At 74.4% G+C, this 19,683-nt stretch carries 18 protein-coding genes and 1 tRNA gene; 6 read left to right on the forward strand and 13 right to left on the reverse strand.

Going from position 1 to position 19,683, the window contains the following annotated elements; all coding sequences use genetic code 11:
* Nucleotides 1-6 precede the first annotated feature (6 nt).
* Both GC157_07315 and GC157_07320 read right to left on the reverse strand, forming a co-directional pair.
* Nucleotides 7-1,023 carry a sensor histidine kinase gene (locus tag GC157_07315; GenBank protein ID MBI1377274.1) on the reverse strand — a complete coding sequence of 339 codons (1,017 nt, stop codon included), beginning with the start codon at nt 1,021-1,023 and terminating at the stop codon, nt 7-9.
* 42 nt (nt 1,024-1,065) lie between these two features.
* On the reverse strand, nt 1,066-1,806 hold the full coding sequence (locus tag GC157_07320) for a response regulator (GenBank protein ID MBI1377275.1): 741 nt from the start codon (nt 1,804-1,806) through the stop codon (nt 1,066-1,068).
* Between the two features lie 112 nt (nt 1,807-1,918).
* Between GC157_07320 and GC157_07325 the strand changes: the two genes are divergently transcribed.
* Nucleotides 1,919-3,466, forward strand: a complete 1,548-nt coding sequence (locus GC157_07325) for a molybdopterin-dependent oxidoreductase (GenBank protein ID MBI1377276.1) — start codon at nt 1,919-1,921, stop codon at nt 3,464-3,466.
* A 4-nt stretch (nt 3,467-3,470) separates the two neighbouring features.
* On the opposite strand, the gene GC157_07330 is transcribed toward GC157_07325, so the two are convergent.
* Nucleotides 3,471-4,301 carry an alpha/beta fold hydrolase gene (locus tag GC157_07330; GenBank protein MBI1377277.1) on the reverse strand — a complete coding sequence of 277 codons (831 nt, stop codon included), beginning with the start codon at nt 4,299-4,301 and terminating at the stop codon, nt 3,471-3,473.
* 92 nt (nt 4,302-4,393) lie between these two features.
* Here GC157_07330 and GC157_07335 point away from each other — a divergent pair, with 92 nt between their 5' ends.
* The 3 genes from GC157_07335 to GC157_07345 all read left to right on the forward strand — a co-directional run bounded on the left by GC157_07335 (nt 4,394) and on the right by GC157_07345 (nt 7,600).
* Complete coding sequence (locus GC157_07335; GenBank protein ID MBI1377278.1) at nt 4,394-6,052, forward strand: response regulator; 1,659 nt, start codon at nt 4,394-4,396, stop codon at nt 6,050-6,052.
* Nucleotides 6,052-7,443 (forward strand): cyclic nucleotide-binding domain-containing protein, encoded by a 1,392-nt coding sequence (locus GC157_07340; GenBank protein MBI1377279.1) that lies wholly within the window; start codon nt 6,052-6,054, stop codon nt 7,441-7,443. Before GC157_07335 ends, GC157_07340 begins: the two co-directional genes overlap by 1 nt.
* 84 nt (nt 7,444-7,527) lie before the next feature.
* Nucleotides 7,528-7,600 (forward strand) — tRNA-Ala (locus GC157_07345).
* 188 nt (nt 7,601-7,788) lie between these two features.
* On the opposite strand, the gene GC157_07350 is transcribed toward GC157_07345, so the two are convergent.
* The gene (locus GC157_07350; GenBank protein ID MBI1377280.1) at nt 7,789-9,027 is read right to left on the reverse strand and encodes an amino acid permease; all 1,239 of its coding nucleotides are present in this window, start codon (nt 9,025-9,027) and stop codon (nt 7,789-7,791) included.
* A 107-nt stretch (nt 9,028-9,134) separates the two neighbouring features.
* On the reverse strand, nt 9,135-9,728 hold the full coding sequence (locus GC157_07355) for a TetR family transcriptional regulator (protein ID MBI1377281.1): 594 nt from the start codon (nt 9,726-9,728) through the stop codon (nt 9,135-9,137).
* 196 nt (nt 9,729-9,924) lie between these two features.
* Between GC157_07355 and GC157_07360 the strand changes: the two genes are divergently transcribed.
* On the forward strand, nt 9,925-11,310 hold the full coding sequence (locus GC157_07360; GenBank protein ID MBI1377282.1) for a DHA2 family efflux MFS transporter permease subunit: 1,386 nt from the start codon (nt 9,925-9,927) through the stop codon (nt 11,308-11,310).
* Nucleotides 11,311-11,343: 33 nt separating this feature from the next.
* On the opposite strand, the gene GC157_07365 is transcribed toward GC157_07360, so the two are convergent.
* The 4 genes from GC157_07365 to GC157_07380 form a co-directional block, all read right to left on the reverse strand.
* A complete protein-coding gene (locus GC157_07365) occupies nt 11,344-12,354 on the reverse strand; it encodes a hypothetical protein (GenBank protein ID MBI1377283.1) in 1,011 nt (336 codons plus the stop codon).
* Nucleotides 12,355-12,454: 100 nt separating this feature from the next.
* Nucleotides 12,455-13,060, reverse strand: coding sequence for a GNAT family N-acetyltransferase (locus GC157_07370; protein MBI1377284.1), 606 nt, complete (start codon nt 13,058-13,060; stop codon nt 12,455-12,457).
* Nucleotides 13,061-13,076: 16 nt separating this feature from the next.
* Complete coding sequence (gene moaC / locus GC157_07375) at nt 13,077-13,514, reverse strand: cyclic pyranopterin monophosphate synthase MoaC (protein ID MBI1377285.1); 438 nt, start codon at nt 13,512-13,514, stop codon at nt 13,077-13,079.
* 50 nt (nt 13,515-13,564) lie between these two features.
* A complete protein-coding gene (locus tag GC157_07380) occupies nt 13,565-14,812 on the reverse strand; it encodes a molybdopterin molybdenumtransferase MoeA (protein ID MBI1377286.1) in 1,248 nt (415 codons plus the stop codon).
* Between the two features lie 36 nt (nt 14,813-14,848).
* Here GC157_07380 and GC157_07385 point away from each other — a divergent pair, with 36 nt between their 5' ends.
* Nucleotides 14,849-15,511 (forward strand): 5-formyltetrahydrofolate cyclo-ligase, encoded by a 663-nt coding sequence (locus GC157_07385; protein MBI1377287.1) that lies wholly within the window; start codon nt 14,849-14,851, stop codon nt 15,509-15,511.
* Between the two features lie 9 nt (nt 15,512-15,520).
* Here the strand turns inward: GC157_07385 and GC157_07390 are convergent, their stop codons facing one another.
* The 4 genes from GC157_07390 to GC157_07405 all read right to left on the reverse strand — a co-directional run bounded on the left by GC157_07390 (nt 15,521) and on the right by GC157_07405 (nt 19,625).
* A complete protein-coding gene (locus GC157_07390; protein ID MBI1377288.1) occupies nt 15,521-16,168 on the reverse strand; it encodes a hypothetical protein in 648 nt (215 codons plus the stop codon).
* A gap of 62 nt (nt 16,169-16,230) precedes the next feature.
* Nucleotides 16,231-18,792: a penicillin acylase family protein gene (locus tag GC157_07395; GenBank protein ID MBI1377289.1), complete on the reverse strand. Its 2,562-nt coding sequence runs from the start codon at nt 18,790-18,792 to the stop codon at nt 16,231-16,233.
* Nucleotides 18,793-18,822: 30 nt separating this feature from the next.
* Nucleotides 18,823-19,206 carry a fluoride efflux transporter CrcB gene (locus tag GC157_07400; GenBank protein ID MBI1377290.1) on the reverse strand — a complete coding sequence of 128 codons (384 nt, stop codon included), beginning with the start codon at nt 19,204-19,206 and terminating at the stop codon, nt 18,823-18,825.
* Between the two features lie 11 nt (nt 19,207-19,217).
* Nucleotides 19,218-19,625 carry a fluoride efflux transporter CrcB gene (locus GC157_07405; protein MBI1377291.1) on the reverse strand — a complete coding sequence of 136 codons (408 nt, stop codon included), beginning with the start codon at nt 19,623-19,625 and terminating at the stop codon, nt 19,218-19,220.
* Nucleotides 19,626-19,683: the final 58 nt, after the last annotated feature.

Raw genomic sequence — 19,683 nt, forward strand, 5'->3', positions numbered from 1 at the left:
GCGCCCTCACGCACCGGAAGGGGCGCGCGCGGGGAGCGTGATCGAGAAGGTGCAGCCCGGGCCCTCGTTCGACACGGACACCGTGCCGCCGAGCGCGTCGACGAGGCCTCGCACGACCGCGAGCCCGAGCCCCGCGCCCGACTCCGCGCCGGGAGTGCGCGCGGCCGTGCCCCGCCAGCCCGCCTCGAACACCCGCGGCAGGTCCTCCGCCGGGATGCCGCCGCACCCGTCGGTGACCCGCACCGTGGTGCCCGACGCCGTGGCCGCCGCCTCGACGTGGACCGCGCCGTCGGGCGGCGTGTAGCGCACCGCGTTGACGACGAGGTTGGTGAGCGCGCGGGTGAGGCCGGACTCGTCGACGTACGCCGTGACGTCCTCGGGGCAGGCGCCGGTGAGCCGCACACCGCGGCGCTCGGCGAGCACCGCCGTGCTCGCCAGCGTGTCGGACACGAGGTCGCGCAGACGCACCTCCTCGAGCTCGAGGGAGAGCTGGCCGGCCTGCAGCCGGGACACCGCCAGCAGGTCGTCGACCATCGCGGCGAGACGGTCCACCTCCTCGCGGATGCGGCGGTGGTAGGCGGCGGGGTCGGCGGCGACGTCGTCCTCGAGGGCCTCGGCCATGGCCCGGATCCCGGCCAGCGGCGTGCGCAGGTCGTGCGAGACCCAGGCCACCATCTCGCGCCTGCGCGCCTCGACCTCGGCGTCGCGCCGGCGCTCCATGGCCGCGCGCTCGGCGTCGCGCTGGAGGGTGCTCGTGCGCCGGGCCAGAAGGAGCCCGACGGCGAGCACCACGGGCACGGTGGCCACCAGCACGGTCCAGACCACCTGGAGATCGGAGCCCTCGAGCGCCATCGTCCGCGCCCCCGCGACCACGCCGGCGGTCACGGCGAGCACCACCGTCACCGGGGTGAGCAGCGCCGCCACCGCCGGCGAGCGGCGTCCCACCACCGTGACGACCAGCGCGCCGAGGACGCCGACCACGGCGGCGGCGAGCGCCGCCTGGAAGGCGAGCGACCAGTCCATGCTCACGTCCCGACTATCACAGGTCGCACGGGGCGGTGGGGCTCAGGACGCCGGGTCGCCGTAGGTCTGCACCAGCGCCTCGCCGGGCGAGGCTGGCGCCGGGTCCCACCGGTAGCCCACGCCCCACACGGTGACCAGCCGCACGGGCGAGGCGGGGTCGGCCTCGACCTTCTCCCGCAGGCGGCGCACGTGGACGGTGACGGTTGACTGGTCGCCGAACTCCCAGCCCCACACCTCCCGCATCAGCTCGTCGCGGCGCAGGGCCCGCCCCGGGCGGGCCATGAGGTGGGCCAGCAGGTCGAACTCGCGGGTCGTCAGCGCGAGCTCCGCGTCGCCGAGCCGGGCGCTGCGCGCCACGGTGTCCAGGCGCAGGTCGCCGTCGACGAGCACCGGCGCGGCGCCCCCGGCGGCCGGCTGCGGCTCGCTGCGGCGCAGCACGGAGCGCACGCGCAGGGCGAGCTCGCGCGGGCTGAACGGCTTGACGACGTAGTCGTCGGCCCCGACCTCGAGGCCGGCGATGCGGTCCTCCTCCTCGCCGCGCGCCGTGAGCATCACCACCGGGAGCCCCGGGTCGACCGCGCGCAGCCGACGGCACACCTCGAGCCCGTCGATGCCGGGCAGCATGAGGTCGAGGACCACGAGGTCCGGCGGGGCGGCCGCCGCGATCGCCAGCGCCGAGAGCCCGTCGGCCGCGTGGGCCGCCTCGAAGCCGTCGCGGCGCAGGTAGCCGAGGACCACCTCGGCCACGGTGGGGTCGTCGTCGACGACGAGCACGCGGGCCATGGCACGAGGTTAGGCCGCGCGGCAGGTCGCGGTGCTCCCGCGGGCCCCGCCGTCAGGGGTTCGTAAGAGCCGGCCGGGATGCGGCCGAGCGGGGCGAACGTACGATCCGGACGTGGCCACTGGTGAGCTCCCCGACGGCCGCGGCAGGGCGACGATCGCCGGCGCGGTCGCGGCGCTGGCCGGCCTCGCGGCCGCGGAGCTGTTCGGGCTCGTGCTCCCGGGACGTCCCAGCCCCGTGACCGCCGTGGCGGACCGGGTGATCTCCGCCATGCCCGACGGGCCGCGCGAGGCGTTGATCGGCGCGGTGGGCACGCTGGACAAGCCGCTGCTCGTCGTCGGCATCGTCGCCGTGGTGGTGGGCGGCGGCGCGCTGATCGGCCGCTGGTGCGCCCGCGTCCCCGGCCGGGCGCCCTGGCTCTTCGCGGCCGGCGCCGCGCTGGGCTGGCTCGTCGGCCTCGACGGCATCACCGAGGACGTGGTGGCGCTCGGGCTCGTGGTGGCCGTGGGCGCCACCGTGGCGTCCCTCGCGTGGATGCGGCTCGTGCCCGCGCCGGCGTGGTCGGACCGCGAGCCGGACGCCGGCCCGCAGGTGGACCGTCGCACGGTGCTGCGCGCGGCCGGGCTCATCGGCGTCGCCAGCGTGGTGGGGCTCGGCGTCGTGACGGTCGCCCGGCGCAGCGGCGCCGCCGCCGTCGACGCGGTTCGCACGGCGCTGCGGATCCCCGCGCCCACGCACCCGGCGCCGGCGCTGCCCACCGGCGTCACCCCCGACGTGCCGGGGCTCGCGCCGGCCGTCACCGCGAACGCGGACTTCTACCAGATCGATGTGTCGCTGACGCCGCCGACGGTCGACGTCGGGTCGTGGACGCTCACCATCGACGGCCGGGTCGACACCCCGCTCACCCTCACCTACGACGACCTGCTGGCCATGCCCAGCATCGAGCGCTACGTGACGCTGACGTGCGTGAGCAACGAGGTGGGCGGCGACCTCGTGAGCAACGCCCGGTGGCAGGGGGTGCGCCTCACCGACCTGCTGGCCAAGGTGGGCGTCCACCCGGACGCGGACCTCGTGCTCGGCCGCGCGGTCGACGGGTTCAGCGTCGGCTTCCCGCGCGCGGTGCTCGACGACGGCCGCGACGCCATGGTCGTGTACGCGATGAACGGCGAGCCGCTGCCGGTGCGCCACGGCTTCCCCGTGCGCATGGTGGTGCCGGGGCTCTACGGCTACGTGTCGGCGACCAAGTGGCTCGAGCAGATCAAGCTGACGACGCTCGACGACGACGTGCCGTTCTGGTTCGCCCGCGGCTGGTCTACCGACGGCCGCATCGAGGCGTCCTCACGGATCGACGTGCCCCGCGACGGCGACCAGGTGCGGGCCGGGACGGTCGCCGTGGGCGGCCGCGCCTGGCACCAGCACACCGGCGTCGGGTCGGTCGAGGTGAGCGTGGACGGCGGCCCCTGGCAGCCGGCCCGGCTGGCCGCCCCGATGGGCGTGGACACCTGGCGGCTCTGGTCGTTCGCCTGGTCGGCGTCCGCCGGCCGGCACACCCTGGCGGTGCGGATGCACGACCTCGACGGGACGGTGCAGTCGGCTCTGGTGCGGCCGGTGTTCCCGGGGGCGAGCAGCGGGCTGCACACCATCTCGGTCGACGTGCTCTGACCGCTCAGCGCGCCGCGGCCTCCCAGGTGCGGCGCAGCAGGGCGGCGACGCCCTTGGGCTCGGTCAGCTGCGGGCTGTGGGTGGAGTGCTCGAACACGACGCGCTCGGCTCCCGTGCCGGCGGCCACCTGGTCGGCCACGGCCGCGAACGCCTCGCCGCAGCGCGTCCCCTCCCCGGCCAGCTCGGCCGGCCAGCCACCGGTGGCGACCACCTGCGGCGCGGTGAGCGCCCGCAGCGCGGCGAGGTCGACCGGCGCGCGCATGGGCGGCTCCTCGCGCCGGCTGGCCTCCGCCGCGGCCCAGTCGGCGTCCGACCAGCCCGAGGTGAAGCGCTCGACGTCCTCGCGGGGCGTCCGCGTGAGGGTCCAGAAGAACCGGGTCGTGTACTCGCGGATGTCCAGGTGCGCGCCCTGGGCGCGCAGGTCGTCGAGGGCCGCCGTCAGCGCGACCGCCTCCGGGTGCCTGCTGATCGCGAACAGCGGCGGCTCGACGACGACCAGGGAGCGCACGAGATCCGGCCGCGCGCCGGCCACGAGCAGCGCCACCACGCCGCCGTAGGAGTGCCCGACGAGGTGCGCGCCGCCGAGCTCCTCGAGCAGCGCGGCGACGTCGTCCCGGTCGACCGGCCAGCCGGCCACGCCGGGCGCCGCGGCGGGCGACCCGCCGTAGCCACGGCGGTCGACGACGAGGAGCCGGTAGCGGTCGCGCAGGGGACGCAGCGCCGGAAAGGTGGCCGGGCCGGTGCTGAACGAGCCGTGCACGAGCACCACGGGCTCGCCGTCCTCGGGGCCCGAGGCGTGCAGGTGCAGACCGGTCACCCCGCCATCCTCACCCACCGCGCCCCTTGCCGGTGGTGCGCGGCTACAGTCGCGCCACCGGCGGTGCGTCGACCCGGCGCACCGTCTCCCGCTCGACGAGAAGCGGTCGCATGCCCAAGCCCACGATCCTCACCGTCGACGACGACCCGCAGGTGGCCGCGGCCATCACGCGCGACCTCCGCGCACGCTACGGATCCGACTACCGGCTCGTCAGCGCCTCGTCCGGCGCGGAGGCGCTCTCGGTGCTCGCCGAGCTCGCCCTGCGCGGGCGGACCGTCGCGCTCGTCGCCTCGGACCAGCGCATGCCCGAGATGACCGGGATCGAGCTGCTCGCCGAGGTCCGCACCCACGCGCCGGGCGCCAAGCTGCTCCTGCTGACGGCGTACGCCGACACCGACGTGGCGATCCGGGCGATCAACGACATCGGTCTCGACTACTACCTGCTCAAGCCGTGGCACCCGCCCGAGGAGCTCCTCTACCCCGTCTTCGACGACCTGCTCGGGGACTGGGCGCGCAGCAACCCCGATGCGGCGGTGGACGTTCGCGTGGTGGGTCACCGCTGGTCCGACCGCAGCCACGAGCTGAAGAACTTCCTCGCCCGCAACCACGTCCCCTACCGCTGGCACGACGTCGAGCTCGACCCCGAGGGGGCCCGGCTCGCCGAGCTCGCGCAGGCGTCGGTCGAGGAGCTGCCGCTGGTGCTGCTGCCCGACCGCGGGGCCCTGCGCAACCCGTCGACGCGCGAGATGGCCGAGGCGCTCGGGCTGCGCACGAGCGCGCTGCAGCCGCTCTACGACCTGGCCATCGTCGGCGGCGGACCCGCCGGCCTGGCCGCCGCCGTGTACGCGGCCTCGGAGGGGCTGCGCACGGTCGTGGTCGAGCGGGAGGCCCCGGGCGGGCAGGCGGGCACGAGCGCCGCCATCGAGAACTACCTGGGCTTCCCCCGGGGGCTGTCCGGGTCCGACCTCACCCAGCGCGCCGTCGCGCAGGTCACGAGGTTCGGCGCGGAGATGGTCCTCGCCCGCGAGGTGACGGGGCTCGAGAGCCGCGGCCCCGTGCACGCCGTCACCTTCGACGGCTCCGGCGAGGTCGAGGCGCGCGCGGTCGTCGTGGCCACCGGCGTCTCCTACCGCATGCTCGAGGGCGACGGGCTCGAGGCCCTCACCGGACGCGGCGTGTACTACGGCGCGACCGCGAGCGAGGCGGGACAGGTCGCGGGCGACGACGTCTACGTCGTCGGGGCGGCCAACTCGGCCGGCCAGGCCGTGCTCAACCTCGCGAAGCACGCCGCCCGCGTCGTGATGATCGTGCGGGGGCCACGGCTCGAGGACGGCATGTCGCAGTACCTCGTGGACCGCATCCACGCGACCTCGAACGTCGAGGTGCGCCTGCGCTCCGAGGTCGCCCAGGCCCGGGGGGACGGCCACCTGCAGCGCCTCGTCCTGCGCGACCGCGACACCGGTGCGACGGAGGAGGTCGAGACGTCGTGGCTGTTCGTGTTCATCGGCGCCGCACCCCGGACCGCCTGGCTGGGCGACGCCGTGGTGCGCGACGACCACGGCTTCGTCGTGACCGGTCCCGACCTGCTGGTGCACCACGCCGACGCATGGCCGCTCGCGGACCGACCGCCGTATCTGCTGGAGACCAGCGTCCCGGGCGTGTTCGCGGCCGGCGACGTCCGGCTCGACTCCATGAAGCGGGTCGCGTCGGCCGTCGGCGAGGGTGCGATGGCGGTCCACCTCGTCCACCGCTACCTGGCGGGCAGCTGATGGCCGGCGTCGAGGAGCTGCGGGCGCTCGCGCTCTTCGACGGCGTCTCCGACGTCCAGCTGGAGGCGCTCCTCGCCGCGGGCGAGGAGGTGCGCACCCACGCGGGCGACGTGCTGTTCCGCGCCGGGGACCCCGCCGACTCGTGGTGGGTCAACCTGGAGGGCACGCTCGACCTCCTGCGCCGCGTCGGCGGGGAGGACGTCGTCGTCGGCGGCTTCGCGGTGCCGGGCCGCTGGGCGGGCGGCTTCCGCGCGTGGGACGAGGGCGGCGTCTACCTGGCGACGGGCCGCGCGTCGAGCGAGGGCCGCGTGCTGCGCGTGCCCGCGACGGCGCTGGCCGGGCTGCTCGGCGAGCTGCCGCTGGTGCGCCACTTCATCGACGGGCTGTTCCGCACCGCCCGCACGATCGAGGAGGACGCGCGCCGGCGCGACGCCCTCGTCACCCTCGGCACCCTGGCGGCCGGCCTGGCCCACGAGCTCAACAACCCCGCTGCCGCGGCGGGTCGGGCGGTGGACCGGCTGCGCGGCGCGAGCGAGGAGATGCTCTCGGCCCTGGGGAACCTGGCCCTGGGCGGGATCAGCGCCGCCGACTTCCGGGCCCTCGACGAGCTGCGCCGCGAGGTCGAGCCGCCCTCGGGCCCCGTCGACGCCCTGGCCCGCTCGGACGCGGAGGAGGCGCTCGGCGACTGGCTGGACGCGCACGACGTGGGCCGCTCGTGGCTGCTCGCCCCTCCGCTCGCGGCAGCCGGGGTGGACGTCGCGTGGTGCGAGAAGGCCGCCGAGGTCCTCGCCGGGCACGCGCTGCAGGCCGGCCTCGAGTGGGTGTCCGCGACGATGTCGGTGAGCAGCCTGCTCGACGACGTGCAGGAGTCGACCCGGCGCATCTCCGAGCTGGTGACGGCGGTGAAGTCGTACTCCCAGATGGACCGCGCCTCGACCCAGGAGATCGACGTCACCGAGGGGCTCGAGTCGACCCTCGTGATGCTGGGCCACAAGCTGCGACAGGGGATCACCGTGGAGCGCGCGTACGCCGCCGACACCCCGACGATCGAGGCGCACCCCGGAGAGCTCAACCAGGTGTGGACGAACCTGGTCGACAACGCGATCGACGCCATGGACGGCTCCGGCACGCTCCGCCTCACGACGCGGGCCGACGGCGACGGGCTCGTCGTGGAGGTCGGCGACACCGGGCCCGGCATGCCTCCGGACGTCGCGGCGCGTGCCTTCGAGGCGTTCTTCACGACCAAGGACGTGGGCAAGGGCACCGGTCTCGGCCTCGACATCGCGCGTCGCATCGTGGTGGAACGTCACGGAGGCGACATCTCCATCACCTCCTCGGACCACGGGACCGTGATCCGGGTCCGCCTCCCCCGCCGCCCGCACGCCGGCTGACCCGGCCCCCGCCCCCGGTCCGCGTCGTCCGGCCACGGTTTGGGGCGACCACGGACCGCTTGCTACCCTGTGGCACCACCGCAAGGGGCTGTAGCGCAGCTGGTAGCGCACCTCGTTCGCATCGAGGGGGTCAGGGGTTCGAGTCCCCTCAGCTCCACGCATGAGTCTGGCGCCGGCCCCGCAGGGGTCGGCGCCAGACTCATGCTGGACCTGATGTGGACGTGGGCCCCCGCTGGCCGCTGACAAGACCGAGAGCCACACGCCACCGGAACAGCGGCCAGTAGGGGACCTCAGCTCCACGCATGGGAGAGCGTCAGCTCCACGCATGAGTCGGGCGCCGGCGTCTCAGTCCGAGCCGCTGCGCAGGGGCACCGACGGCTCGGGGCGGCCCAGGCGCCGGAAGGCTGCCTCCGCGCCGAACGACACCGCGACCATGAGCACGAGGACCCCCACGGCCGACGGCGTGCTGTACGCGATGAGCGCGGCGAGTGCCGCGGCGCAGGCGAGCGCGGCGACGATCGCGACAGCACCGGAGGACCCCGCCGTGCGCGACCTGCGGGCCTCGGCGAGGTTCACGATGCCGAAGATGATGAGGAACCCCGCGCTGCCCATCGTGGAGATGCTCTGCAGGTCCAGCACGTTCGCGAGCACGAGGGTGGCTGCGGCGGTGAGGAGCAGCCCCTCCAGCGGCCGGTTCCAGATGGGCCGCTCCAGCCCGGCGGGCAGCTCCCCCGACGTGGCGATCGTGTAGGTGAGCCGGGCCGAGCCGTAGAGCGTCGCGTTGATCGCGGACGCCGTCGAGAGCAGGGCGGCGACGGCGATGAGGACGAAGCCTGCCGACCCCAGCGCGGGGCGCGCGGCCACGGCCAGCGCGTAGTCGCGCGCGTCGACGAGCTGGTCGACCGGCACCGACCCGACGGCCACGACCGCCACCAGCACGTAGAGCACGATCACGAGGCCCACCGAGAGGTAGTACGCCCGGGTGAGCGTGCGACCCGGGTCGGCGACGTCCTCCGCCGCGTTGGCGATGAGCTCGAACCCCTCGTAGGCGAGGAAGATGATCATGCCGCCCGCGACGAGCGACAGCGGCGGGCTCCACTGGTCGGGGGCGATGCGCGCCGTCGAGACGCCGGCGAACCCCACGACGACGAACAGGACGAGGATCGCGAGCTTCACCGCGACCACCGCGCCCTCGGCCCGGGCCACCGTCGAGGCGCCGGCGGCGTTCAGCGCCGTGATGAGCACGACGATCGCGCTGAGGAAGAGGTGCTGGGCCAGGCCGCGGCCCGGCTCGGGCACGAAGCTGGCGGCGTAGCTGCCGAACGCCTCGGCGTAGAGGGCGAGCATCACGATGTAGCTGAGCCACAGCAGGACGTTCACCCCGCCGGCGAACAGCCCGGGACCGAAGCTGCGGTTCACGAACGTCACCGTGCCGCCGCGGCTGGGGTAGGCGCGGGTGAGGCGGGCGTAGGAGCGCGCCGTGAGCAGGGCGACGACGCCGGCGAGCAGGAACGCGACGGGCGCACCGCCCCCGGCCACGAGCACCGAGAGCCCGAGCACGGCGAAGATCCCGCCGCCGACCATCCCGCCGATGCCGATCGAGACCGCGCCCCACAGCCCGACCCTGGGCTGCACGGGACGCCGGTCGGTCACCGTCGCCTCCCCCTCGTCGCAGCCGCGCGCACAAACGGTCAGTGCGCGTCGAGGGGGCGCGTCCTCAGTCCGTCGAGGAGCACGGAGACCAGTCGTACGGCGCGGTCGGGGTGCTCCGGGTCGTCGGCCGACATGCAGATCGAGCCCATCGCCCGGGTGAGATCGTCGGCGTCGAGCACCGGCCGGATCGACCCGTCGGCGACGGCCGCGTCGAGCACGCGGGTGGCCGCGCGCCGGATGTTCTGCCGAGTCTCCGTGAACAGGTCGGGCTCTGCCGTCATCATGTCCTGCAGCGCTGCCGAGAGGCCGCGCTTGGTGGCGACGTACGACACGAAGTTGTGCATCCACGCGTCGAGCGCGTCGACCGGCGGTCGCGCGGCGAGCAGGCCGTCGACGGAGTCGCACAGCGCGGCCACCTCTCGACGGTAGACCGCTTCGATCAGCGCGCCGCGCGTGGGGAAGTGCCGGTACAGCGTCCCGATCCCGACGCCGGCCTCGCGGGCGACGTCCTCGAGCGGGTAGTCGACCCCATGGGCGGTGAACAGCTTCTGCGCCGCGTCCAGGAGCAGGTCGCGGTTGCGTGTCGCGTCCTTGCGCAGGGGGCGGGCCGTCGCGTCGTTCACCTGGTCCATCTCCCTCCCGAGCCGCGTGCCGCATCACGACTTGACGAAACGGAGGAACCCTCCGTATTGTTCCGGAGGAACCTTCCGTTTCCTCCGGACACGCTACTCGTGAGGAGCCCCCGTGTCGAACCTCTCCTCCCTCGCGCCCCAGCGGGTGCCGCAGCGTCGCGGCCTGCTGCTGGCGGTCATCCTCGTCGCTCAGCTGATGGTCGTCCTCGATGCCACGATCGTGAACGTCGCCCTGCCCGAGATCCAGGTCTCGCTGGGCTTCAGCACGTCGAGCCTGTCGTGGGTCATCAGCGCCTACGCCCTCGTCTTCGGCGGCCTGCTCCTCCTCGGCGCTCGCGCCGGCGACCTGCTGGGCCGGCGTACGACGTTCCTCGCCGGCATCGCCGTGTTCACCGCGGGCTCGGTCGCGGGCGGGCTCGCCGGGTCGTCCGGCCTCCTGCTCGCCGCGCGGGCCGCCCAGGGTGCCGGCGCCGCGTTCGCGGCCCCCGCCGCCCTCGCGCTGCTCACCACCCTGTTCCCCGAGGGTCGGGAGCGGCTCCGTGCGATCGGCTACTACACCGCCGTGTCCATCGGCGGCAGCGCCGTCGGCCTCGTGGCCGGCGGGATGCTCGTGCAGTGGGCGTCGTGGCGGTGGGTCATGTTCGTCAACGCCCCGATCGGCATCGCTCTCCTGGCCGTCGCGGCGCTCACCCTCCCCTCCTCGGAGCGGGTGCGCGGCCACTTCGACCTCGCGGGTGCGATGACGTCCACGCTCGGCATGGCCGGCCTGGTCTACGGGCTCACCCAGGCGGGGACCCAGGGGTGGACCGACCCGACCACCGTCTCCTCGCTGGTGCTCGGAGCCGCACTGCTCGTCGGGTTCGTCGTCGTCGAGCGTCGGGCCGAGTCCCCCATCACGCCGCTGCGCCTGTTCCGGCACCGCGACCGGCTCTTCGCCTATGTCGCCCGGCTGCTCCTGGTGGCTGCGATGTTCGGGATGTTCTTCTTCCTGACGCAGTTCCTCCAGGACGTCCTGGGCTACAGCCCGTTCGCGTCGGGTCTGGCCTTCCTCCCGCTCACGGTCTGCCTGTTCCTGTCCTCGCAGACCAGCGCGCGCCTGGCCGGGCGCGTGCCGCAGCGCGCGCTGCTCGTCGCCGGGTTCACCTCGTCCGCCCTGGGGCTGCTCTGGATCAGCCACCTGTCCGCCGCGAGCGGCTACGCCTCGGTGCTCGGGCCGCTCGTCCTGGTGGGGCTGGGCAACGGCCTGGCGTTCGTGCCGCTCACGGCGCTCGCGCTCAGCGGTGTGGAGCCGCGGGACGCGGGTGCGGCGTCAGGGCTCGTCAACGTCACGCAGCAGGTGGGCTCGGCGCTCGGGCTCGCTGTGCTGGTCACGGTCTACGACGCCGTCGCCGGCACCGGAACGACCGCCGGCGCGGACACGTTCATCGCCGGGACCGACCGCGCGTTCCTCGTCTCCAGCCTGCTGCTCGTGGTGACGATCGTGATGTCCGCGATCGTCCTGCGGACCCGCCGCGAGGTCGCGGCCGACGACCTCGACCTCGAGCTCGACCTGGAGCTCGCGGCGTCGGAGTCCGCGGTCTGATCCGAGCTGCCGGGCACCGCCGACCTGGTGGCGTCAGCCGTTGGCTGCGCGCCGCCAGGTCGGTCCGTGCGTGCCGGTGCGCGGGTCGTCGAGGAGCGCGTCGAGGTCCTCAGAGTCGGCCAGGGCGCTCACCTCGACGTCGTCCTCGACGTAGCGGTCGGCGTACGTCGTGGGCTCCACGAGGACGCCGGCCCGCACGTGCGGGTCGCGCGGCACCGTGATCTCGAAGGTCTCCACGAGCATGCCGCCCTCGTCGACCGGGGCCGACGAGCGCGAGGAGCGCGCCTGCTCCACCATCGCCGCGCCGTTCCACGACCCGGGGGTGGTGAGGTCGATGACGCGCGGCATGCGCGTGGCGCGCGGAGCCGTGACGTAGGTGGGCAGCGTGGTGGGCACCGCGTTCCACGAGTCCTCGGCGTAGACGGCCGCCACCTCGACCTGCTCGGACCGCGCCGCAGGCTGCTCGTGGGCGGGGGCGGGTGCCACGACCCGGCCGCCGCGACGGGCCTGGCCCTCGGCGGCGCCGTATCGCGCCTCGGCCGCACGCGCGGCCTCGGCGAGGGTGGCCCGGTGGGCCTGCCGGCGGCGCAGGCCCGCGGCGCGCGACCCCTGGCGGCCGGCGACGACGAGGAAGCCGAGCAGCAGCGCCGCCGGAACCGCCAGGCTCCAGCGCGGGAGGCGCCCGCTGAGCAGGGTGACGACGGTCCAGACCACGAGCAGGCCCGCCAGCACGGCGAGGACCACGCGGCGCCGGGCAGCGGCCGCGGCGGCCGGGGTGCGCTCGTGGTCGGAACCGGAGACCGTGACCTGGCGCTCGCGCGCGGCGGCCGGACGACCCGGCATCAGCACCTCGCGCGCGGTGGCCGATCGGGCACCCGAGGACGCGGTGTCGTCGCCGCGGCGCAGCGAGCCCATGGCCCGCGCGAACCGGTCGGCCGACCGCGTCTCCTGCGCCTCGTCGTGGCGCCGCAGCCACATGGGGACGAGGACGAGCGCCCACATTCCGATGATCCCCGCGTAGAGGAAGACGGAAGGGTTCGACACGACACCGAGGCTAGGACCCGGTGACGGCAACCACGTGCATCACACGCGTCACACGCCGTGGGCGTGTCGCTCGTCACGCGCGACATCGGCGGCCGAGGCGCTAGGTCGCCGACGACCGCTGCTGCTCCCAGCGCGCGAGCAGCCCACCGGGCACCTCGCCCTCGGTGAGTGCGAAGGAGAGATGGTCGCGCCAGTCGCCGTCGATGTGCAGGTACGACGGGCGCAGCCCCTCGGCGCGGAAGCCGAGCTTCTCGACGACGCGGCGCGAGGCGAGGTTCTCCGGGCGGATGTTGATCTCGACGCGGTGCAGCCCGATCGCGAAGCAGTGGTCGGTGGCGAGCGCCACCGCGGTGGGCGTGATGCCGCGGCCGGCGAAGCGCTGGTCGATCCAGTAGCCGATGTAGGCCGAGCGCAGCGACCCCCAGGTGATCCCGCCCACGGTCAGCTGGCCGACGAGGACGTCGTCGTAGGTCACCACCAGGGGCCAGGTGCGGCCCTGGCGCGCCTCAGCGCGCAGCCGGCGGACCATCGCGGCGTACGACGGCGGCGTGTCGGCGGCGGGCTCGGGACTGGTGGCCTCCCAGGGGCGCAGCCACTCGGCGTTGCGGGTGCGCACCTCGCGCCACTCCCGCGCGTCGCGCAGGCGCAGCGGCCGCAGCCCGACGCGTCCCGCTGCGAGCGTGACCGGCCAGACCGTGGGACTCATGACGGGGCGGTCCGTCTCATCCGACGCCGTCGCGGCGCCACAGCCCGGTCTTGCCGCCCGTCTTCTCCTCCACCCGCACGTCGGTGATCACGGCCGCGGGGTCGACCGCCTTCACCATGTCGACGAGCGCCAGCCCCGCGACGGCGACGCACGTGAGCGCCTCCATCTCGACGCCGGTGCGGTCCGCGGTGCGCACCTGCGCGCGCACGGCCACGTGGTCGTCGAGCACCTCGAGGTCGAGCGTGACGCCGTGGATCGCGATGGGGTGGCACAGCGGCACCAGGTCCGGCGTCCGCTTGGCCGCCTGGATGCCGGCGATGCGCGCCACGGCCAGGGCGTCGCCCTTGGGGACGCCGCCCCCGCGCAGCAGCGCGACCACCTCCGCCGAGACGAGCACACGTCCGGTCGCCGTGGCGGTCCGCACGGTGACGTCCTTCTCGGTGACGTCGACCATGCGCGCCGCACCGGCGGCGTCGAGGTGGGTGAAGCCGGGATCGCTCACGTTCACTCCTCGTCGAGACGCAGGACGGCCACCGCCGTCCCCGGCCTGACCTCGGTGACGTCCTCCGGCACGACCACGAGCGCGTTCGCGCGCGCGAGCGAGCCGAGCATGTGCGAGCCCTGTCCCCCCGCCGGCCGCACGACGTACCTGCCGTCCTCGACGGCGAGGTGCCCGCGCGCGAACTGCCGGCGCCCGGCGGGCGAGGGCAGCGGGTCGACCAGCACGGCGCGCACGACAGGACGGTAGATCCGATCGTGCCCCAGCATCCGGCGGATCACCGGACGCACGAACACCTCGAAGGACACGTACGCCGAGACCGGGTTGCCCGGCAGCGTGAAGATCGGCGTGCTGTCCGGGCCCAGGGTGCCGTGGCCCTGCGGCATCCCCGGCGTCATCGCCACGGTGGTGAACTCCACGGTGCCCAGCCGCGAGAGCACGCCCTTGACCGTGTCGTAGGCGCCGGCGCTCACCCCGCCGGTGGTCACGATGAGGTCGGCGCGCACGAGCTGGTCCTCGAGCGTGGCCAGCAGGGTCTGGGCGTCGTCGCGCAGCGGCCCCACGCGGTAGGCGATGGCGCCCGCCTCCTGCACGGCGGCGGCGATGGTGACGCCGTTGGAGTCGGCCACCAGCCCCGGCGCCAAGGGCGCTCCCGGCTCCACGAGCTCGCTGCCGATCGAGATGATGACCACGCGCGGTTGCGGGTGGACCGAGACGCGGCCCCGCCCCACCGCGGCGAGCAGCGCGATCTCGCGCGGGCCCACCACGGTGCCCTGACGGCACACCACCTCGCCGAGCGGAACGTCGTCGCCGCGGCGGCGCACGTGCTGACCGCGCACCACGCTGCGGACCACCTTCACCTCGGGCATCCCGCCGTCGGTCCAGTCCATGGGCACCACGGCCTCGGCGCCCTCGGGCAGCGGCGCACCGGTCATGATGCGGATCGCGCTGCCGTCGCGCACCGGGAGGCTCGCCCGGTAGCCGGCGGGGACGTCGTCGATCACGCGGAGGGTGACGGGCTTGCCGTCGCTGGCCGCGAGCAGGTCGGCGGCCTTGACGGCGTAGCCGTCCACCTGGGCGTTGTCGAAGGCCGGCAGCGGCCACGGCGCGGTGACGTCCTCGGCGAGCACGCACCCGCGAGCGTCGACGAGCGTCACGTCGAGAGGCGCGAGCGACTCGACGCCCTCCAGCACGGACTGCAGGTGCTCCTCGACGCTGCGCACGCACCCGACCCTACGGGGTCGCGTCATCATGGGTGCGTGACGCAGCCGCAGGACGCGCCCGACGACGTGCTCGAGGCCAAGCAGGCCCTGCGCGAGCAGCTCCGGGCGCGCCGTCGGGCCCGGACGCCGCAGGAGCGCGCGGAGGTGGCCGAGTCCCTGGCGGTCGCGGCGCGCGAGGTGCCCGTGCTCGGCGTGGTTCTCGCTCGCGCCGCCGACGACGGCCCGGCTCCGGGCGGCGTGCCGGCGGTGTGCGTCGCGGCCTACGCGTCGTTCGGCACCGAGCCGGGCACGGCACCCCTGCTGCGACTGCTCGCCGACGCGGGCGCGCGGGTGCTGCTGCCGGTGATCCACGACGACGGCTCGCTGGGGTGGGCGCCGTACGCCGACGACCTCGGGCCGGGGACGGTCTCCCCGGGGATCCCGGAGCCCACCGGGCCGGAGGTCGGGGTCGGCGCCGACGGGCTCGTGGCGCTGGGGTGCGCCGTGGTGCTCGTGCCCGCTCTCGGCGTGGACCACGCGGGCCGGCGGATCGGCAAGGCGGGCGGCTACTACGACCGGCTCCTGGCCGGCCTCGAGCGCCACGGCGCGGGCCGTCCGCTCACCGTCGCTGTGGTCCACGACGACGACGTCGTGGCCGCGGTGCCCACGCAGCCCCACGACCGGCGGGTCGACGGGATCCTCATGCCGTCGGGCTACCGGCGGGCGGAGTCGGCCACGGGCGACGGCTGAGGCACGGCCTCAGGGCCACACCCCGTCGCCGGGCGTCTTGTCCAGGCGACCGCCCTCCCGGCAGTCCGGGGAGCGGTAGTCGGGCGGCATGTCGGGAAACACCCGCAGCCAGTAGGTGGTCGCGAGCTGCCGGGCCTGGAGCGGGCTGGCCCCCAGCGCCTGCGCGGTGCGCGCGTCGCGCTGCATGGCGTCGCACTCCGCCACCGACTCGCTGCGCACCCCGGCGAGGTGGTAGCTCTCGTGCGAGAGCACGTGCACGGCCATGACCTCCTCGAGGCTCGGGCCGGACTTCTCCGACGCCGACGAGCGCCAGTACTGCGCGAGCGCCGTGCACGTCCCGTACGACAGCCACGCCGGCCCGGTGGGCACCCCGTCGGCGTCGTACTCGACGTGCCCGGCCTCGGCGCCGGCGTAGAGGAACGACTCGCCGATGCGCTGGCAGTGCACCCCCGGCGCCACCGGCTCGACCGTGCGCGCCACGGCTGAGAAGACGTTCTCCGCGCTCACCCACTGCCGCTCCGTCCAGCCCAGCAGCACGAGCGGGACGGCCAGCACGGCGAGCCCCACCCACGGGACCCGGCGCCGCACGACACCGCGGAAGAGCAGCCACCCCGCCCAGCCGGCGAGCGCCACCACCGCGATCGTGCGCAGTCCCATGCCTCAGGGATCGGCGCACGGCCCGCGGCGCTTGACGGCGCCGGGGCGGCGGGGGCGCCGGGTCAGGCCGGCTTGAGCGTGAGCGTGTCCCGGGTCGCGGCCTGCACCGCGGCCGGGCTGAACGGGAACGGGAAGGTCTGGCCGGTCTGCCAGGCGTCGAGCTGGTCGACGTAGTTGCGGTCGTAGACGTGGCCGCTGTTGCCGGTCAGGTTCACCCACGTGCTGCGGTCCAGGTCGCTGAAGTCCAGCACCATGCGCATCGACGGGACCCAGTCGACCTGGTAGCCGTCGGGCGGGTTCCAGCCGGTCGCGTTGACGATCGAGCCGCCGCCCGAGGTCGTGATCGGGCCGCGGTTGAAGATCCGCTCGATGGGCCCGATGCCCGACACCCCGAGGGTCTGGTTCTGCACCGTGAGGGTGTGCAGCTCGCCCCACTTCCAGGAGGTCGGGTCCGACCCCAGACGGCTGGTGAGCTCGTCGTCGGCCTCGGTGAGGGCGCGCACGACGGCGTCGTCGCGCGTCTCCTTCGTGCCCGGGGTGGTGACGTCGTCCCACCACGGGTCGTCGGGGGTGTCCCAGAGGTTGCGGACCACGGTGAACCAGCGGTCGCCGCCGTCGATGTCGTCGGTGCGCACCTCGTCGCCGAACGTGTCCAGCAGCAGGTGGCGCCAGAAGGCGTTGAAGAACGCGGCCGGGGCGGAGTCCGCCGGCTGGGTGAAGTCCCACGAGTCGAACAGGGCCATGGCGGGCTTCACGGAGTCCGGCACCGCGGCGTCCTTGATCCGCGGCACGAGGAAGGCGGCGTTCTCGTTCCAGGTGTCGAACTGGATCGAGCGCATCGTGTCGGCCGTGATCTTGGCGTTGCCCGACGTCGCCAGGCTCACGAGGTCGGTGATGCGCTGGCTGCGCGCGCCGTAGGACCAGTCGTCGGTGAGGAAGTAGGGGTAGCTCGTCCCGATCGCGGCGTTGTTCGCGGTGACGATCCAGCCGTCCGACGGGTTCGTCACGCTCGGCAGCGCCGAGAACGGGATGTAGCCCTTCCACGTCTGCTTCGGGTCCCATCCCTCCGCGGGGTAGGTGCCGTCGTAGCCGGTGCGGATGGGGATGCGGCCGGGGGTCTGGTAGCCGATCGTTCCGTCGGTCGAGGCGAAGATGAGGTTCTGCGCCGGCACCTCGAACTCCGACGCCGCCTTGCGGAATTGGTCCCAGTTGGTCGCGAGGTCGATGTCGGTCAGCGCGTCCATGGTGCGGCCGGGGGTGAGCGCGGTCCACCGCAGCGCGACCGCGTACCCGTCGCCTCGGGCCGGCGCCCCACCGGTCGTCGGTGCCTTCTGCCCCACCTGGGTGAGCTCGTCGGAGGCGTCGGAGACGATCGGCCCGTGCTCCGTGGAGCGCACCGTGATGGTCACGTCGTCGCCGCCCGCGACCTTGATGGTCTCCTGGCGCGTGGTGATCGGCTTCTGCGCCGAGCCCACCTGGTAGGTGTCGCCGGAGACCTTCTCGAGCACGAGGTCGGTGACGTCGGGCCCGAGGTTGGTGAAGCCCCAGCCGATCGTGGCGTTGTGGCCGATGATCACGCCCGGCACGCCCGAGAAGGTGTAGCCCGCCATGTCGTAGGGGCAGGACGCCGACACCACGCGGCAGTGCAGACCCATCTGGTACCAGATGCTCGGCATCATCGGGGCGAGGTGCGGGTCGTTGGCCAGCAGGGGCTTGCCGGTGGCTGTGTGCGCGCCGCTGACCACCCACGAGTTCGAGCCGATCTCGCTGCTCCACGGCCCCAGGATGCTGTCGAGCGAGCCGAGCGCCGTGCTGGTGCGCTCCAGCGCCGGCCGCACCGCGGCAGGCAGCCGCGGCACCGTGGAGCCGACCACCGGCAGCGGGCCGGAGGTGGCGGTGGCGTTCTGGTCGAAGACGCCGTTCACCACCGCGCCCTGGTTCACGATCGGCCGGTGCCGGTCGTAGGGGTACGGCGGGTAGAGCTGCGCGGTGCGCTTCTCCCCCACGGCCGCCGACGCCAGGGCCCGGCCGATCTCCGCCTGCATGTTGCCGCGCAGGTCCCAGGCCATCGCCTTGAGCCAGGAGATCGAGTCGACCGGGGTCCACGGCTCGATGGTGTAGCCCGGGTTCTGCAGCCCGAGCACGGCGTACTCGAACGACACCGCCGCGCCGGAGTGGTCCGCGAGGTAGGCGTTCACCCCGCGGGTGTAGTCCTCGAGGATGCGCTTGGTCTGGTCGCTGAGCAGCGAGTACTCCTGCTGCGCCACGCGGTACCAGCCGGAGATGCGCAGGAACTTGTCGGTGTCCACCTGGCTCTTGCCGAACATCTCCGAGAGGCGCCCCGACGTGATGTGCCGCCGGAAGTCCATCTCGTAGAAGCGGTCCTGGGCATGCACGTAGCCCTGGGCGAAGAACAGGTCGTCGGTGTTGTCGGCGTAGATGTTCGGGATGCCGCGGTCGTCGCGCAGGACGTCGACGGTGGCGGTGAGGCCCTGGAGGGTGATCTCGCCCGAGGTCTGCGGGAAGGACCGGCGCACCGTCCAGGCGCCGTAGGTCGTGACCGCGACGACGAGGAGGAGCAGGACGATGCCGATGATCCCGAGGACCTTGCCGAGTCTGCGCACGCCCGAACTCTACGGACTGCGCGAGGCGGATCAGGTCACGAGAGCGCGGGTGAGCACGTAGGCGGCGGAGGCCACCGCGACGCACAGCACGATCGATATCGAGGCGTAACCCAGGGCCCGGGCCGAACGGGCCGCCCGGGGCCGGCCGCCGCCGTTGACGGCGAGGTCGAGCACCTGCGCCGCGTAGCCGCCGAACGTCGTGACCGACCCGCAGAACCCGGTGCCCACCAGCGCGGCCAGCACGGCCACGGACGCCGCATCGCGGCCGGCCGCCCAGGCCGCGAGCGCGCCGAGCACCGCCGAGCCCGCGACGTTCACCAGGAGGGTGCCCCACGGGTAGGCCGACGCCAGCCGCCGCTCGACGGCGAAGCGCAGCGGCGCCCCCACCGCCGCCCCGAGCGCGACCGCGAGCAGCTCGGCCGCCGTCACAGCGCCTCGTCCTCGGCGAGGTCGACCGGAGCCGGGCCGAACACGGCGGCCCCCAGCTGCCGGCCCACGAGCACCAGGGCGACGCCGAGCGCCGCGCTCGACACCGCGTAGGCGACTCCGGCGAGCGGCTGGCCGTGCGAGAGGAGGCCGTAGGTCTCGACCGAGAACGTCGAGAACGTCGTGAAGCCGCCGAGCACCCCGCTGGCGAGCAGCGGCCGCGCGAGCCGGGCCCTCCGGGGATGGGTCACCAGCCAGGCCTCGTGGCGCGAGTCGACGGCGTCGAGCAGGACGCCGAGAACCAGGCAGCCGAGGAGGTTCGCGGTGAAGGTGGCCCACGGCCATGAGGCCGGGTCGTGGTGCGGCACGGCGAGCGAGACGGACCAGCGGGCGAGCGCCCCCACCATGCCGCCGACTGCCACGGCGGCGAGCTCGTCGGGGCGGGGGCTGCTCACCCGCGCGAGG

Source organism: Frankiales bacterium (assembly GCA_016125335.1).
In the GTDB taxonomy this organism is placed as follows: Bacteria; Actinomycetota; Actinomycetes; order S36-B12; family CAIYMF01; genus Longivirga.